This is a genomic window from Vibrio fujianensis (assembly GCF_002749895.1).
GTDB lineage: Bacteria > Pseudomonadota > Gammaproteobacteria > Enterobacterales > Vibrionaceae > Vibrio > Vibrio fujianensis.
The window spans coordinates 31,406-34,583 of sequence record NZ_NBUS01000032.1 but is presented as its reverse complement, the minus strand read 5'-3'; the positions used below and the strand labels follow the sequence as shown (position 1 = coordinate 34,583).

At 43.2% G+C, this 3,178-nt stretch carries 2 protein-coding genes; one reads left to right on the top strand and one right to left on the bottom strand.

Annotated elements, in window-relative coordinates:
- Positions 1-1,172 (bottom strand): UvrD-helicase domain-containing protein (locus tag B7C60_RS17465; RefSeq protein WP_245868378.1); only part of this gene is annotated, 1,172 nt, incomplete at its 3' end.
- A gap of 171 nt (positions 1,173-1,343) precedes the next feature.
- Here B7C60_RS17465 and yccS point away from each other — a divergent pair.
- Positions 1,344-3,178 (top strand): YccS family putative transporter (gene yccS / locus B7C60_RS01495; RefSeq protein ID WP_245868376.1); only part of this gene is annotated, 1,835 nt, incomplete at its 3' end.

The window sequence follows — 3,178 nt, the reverse complement described above, 5'->3', positions numbered from 1 at the left end:
TTTAGACGAGCATAGTCAGGGTGATCAACCAATTGCTGTTGAATGGCTTTTTTGCTAAGAGCTAACTGTGCAAGGAGATCAAGCTGCCTCTCTAACCAAGCGATCAATTTAGGGTCTTCAACATGGCTTCCTAGCTCATCGTCGCCAGCAAGATAAGCGATGGGCCATTGAGCTAAATGTTTTTGCCACCGTTTAAAATGAGTCGGTGTCATCCAGTGACGCTTCAGCCAATCGACACACCATGCTTTTTTTAGTTTGTCATTTAGAGCCAGTGGAGAAATCGTCACCTCATGCGTTTCAACTTGGTTGATAATAAATAATCCCAACTGATGAAAAGTATTCACGCGTAGATGATCAGCCACTGATCCTAATGTATTTTTTACCCGCTGTGCCATCTCATTCGCTGCATCTTTACCAAAAGCGATCAGCAGCATCTCTTCGGCTTGAGCAAGCTGACTCTGTAGTAAATAAGACGTCCGAGCCGTCAGAACACTTGTTTTACCAGACCCCGCGCCTGCTAACACTAAGTTATGATCATCATTCAGCAACACCGCTTGTTGCTGAGAAGTATTCAATGGGGAAGACTCTAATTGGTCAAATAATACGCGCCAACGGTGTCGTTCAGCTTCTAACCACTGTTGATTACGAGCAAGTAGCACTTGGTTGGTTTCTAATAGCCAAGGGGTTAACGGAGCCATTGCTTCGGGCAAATGATGGCAAGCTTCCGCTAAACTCATTCCCATGTCAGAAAGGTCGGCAAAGACTTGATTGACCCATTGTTCAATGTGAGAGTGGGATAAAAAAGTTGCTGAATCGACTCGTTCATGTAACCTCTGTTGCCAGACGGGTAAGTGGCTCGATAACGCAACACATTGGCGATTAAACCAAGCCTGATAAGCCGTAACAAGCTGATGAGCAAACTGACGCGCCTGAGGCCAAGGTAACCCTTGAACCAACCATGATCGTTGAATTGCTTGTTCTGGATGAGCAAAAAATTGCAGTTCTGCCCATAACAAACCTCGACGAACTTTGACTTGTCCATTCCATACCGTGAAAGGAATACGTTCTTCACTCTGTAATGAGGTTAATACCAGACGTTCGTTTTCTAGGCTAATTTGATGGTATTCATTAGCAATAAAAAACTGTGCAGTTTTGCTTGCACCTAGCTGCATATTGACGGCCCTGTAATTTCATCAGTTAAATATCATAACCTAAACCATCATTGCAATGAAAAATTAATGTCAATAATGAAGTTATATTAAGCGATTTTCTTATTTTTGATCAGACCCTTAGCATTAAATTCTGCTACACTAAGCGTTTTATTTCTTGTATTGATGATTCCCGTGAAAAGACTCCACCGAATCCGGCTTTATTGGGCAAATAAAACCATTAATTATTGCCTACTGATCCTTATCACTTTATTAGGTGTCGTCATTCCTGCATGGCATTACAACCTAAATACTTGGATTACACCACTGATTTTAGGGGTGATTGCCGCCGCGCTCGCTGAACGAGATGACCGTTTCTCAGGGCGCTTAAAATCTATTCTATTAACTTTTATCTGCTTTGCGATCGCGGCTTTTTCGATTGAGATTTTATTTAATACCCCAGTACTGTTTGCGATTGGGCTGTTCATTTCAACCTTTGGTTTTATCATGCTCGGGGCCATGGGAGCACGCTATGCGAGTATTGCTTTTGGCTCCCTGTTGATCGCCATCTATACCATGTTAGGTGCTCATCAAAGTACCAATATTTGGTTTCAACCCTTGTTACTGCTTAGTGGCAGCGCTTGGTATTATCTCTTATCGATGGTGTGGCATGCCTTTTGGCCGATGCAGCCTGTACAACAAAATTTAGCCACGGTTTTTCTTCAATTAGCCAATTATCTCGATGCTAAATCACAGCTTTTTTATCCCGTGTCTAACTTAGTGCCACAGCCCTATCGAATTGCAGAAGCTAATTTAAATGCCGCAACCGTCAATGCGCTTAATCAATGTAAGGCGACCTTATTAACTCGTTCCAAGCGAGGCCATGTTGATAGTGCCAGTGACCGTTTCTTAAGCCTCTATTTCTTAGCCCAAGATATTCATGAACGGGCCAGTTCAAGCCATTATCGATATCAAGAGTTAGCCGAGCATTTTGGCCGGACCGATGTGCTGTTTCGTTTTAAATATTTGCTGCATACTCAAGCACAGGCCTGTCGTGATATCGCACTTTCGATTCGTTTAGGACAGCCTTATCAACATCGTGATCATTCTATCCTCGCGCTGGATGAAGTGTTTCTATCACTCACCCATTTACAAGAGCAACAACGTCCTGAATGGAAAAGCTTATTAACTCAATTAGGTTATCTTTTCAATAATTTAGCAACGGTAGAAAAACAGCTTAATAATGTCAGTAACCCAGATGTGCATAAATCTGAAGATGATGTGCTCCACGATACCGAAGCCCATTCTCTCAAATCGATGTGGCAACGGCTCACCGCTAATTTCAACTCGGATTCTCTGCTCTTTCGGCATGCGATTCGAATGTCTATCGCGCTCACCACCGGCTATGCCATCTTACAAGGGTTAGGGTTAGAGCGGGGATATTGGATTTTATTGACCACGTTGTTCGTTTGTCAGCCAAACTATGCCGCAACACGGCAAAAACTGGTATCACGGATCATCGGTACGTTAGCCGGTCTATTGATCGGGGTTCTTTTACTGACGTTATTCCCATCACAAGAGAGTCAACTGGTCTTTATTGTCATCTCTGGGGTGATGTTTTTTGCTTTTCGCCTTAATAACTACGGCTACGCGACTGGGTTTATCACGCTATTGGTTCTCTTTTGCTTTAACCAATTAGGAGAGGGTTACGCCGTTGTACTCCCTCGCCTTGCTGATACCTTAATTGGTTGTATTTTAGCCGTATTAGCGGTGATTTTTATTTTACCTGACTGGCAATCTAAGCGACTACATAAAGTCATGGCGGAGGCAATTGATGCCAACAAACACTATTTGGCACAAATCATTGGCCAGTACCGCATCGGCAAAAAGGATAATCTAAGTTATCGAATCGCTCGGCGCAATGCACATAATCAAGATGCCGCCTTGTCTGCAGCGGTGAGTAATATGTTAGCGGAACCAGGGAAATACCGAGCAGCAACTGATGAAAGCTTTCGATTTTTAACGCTCAA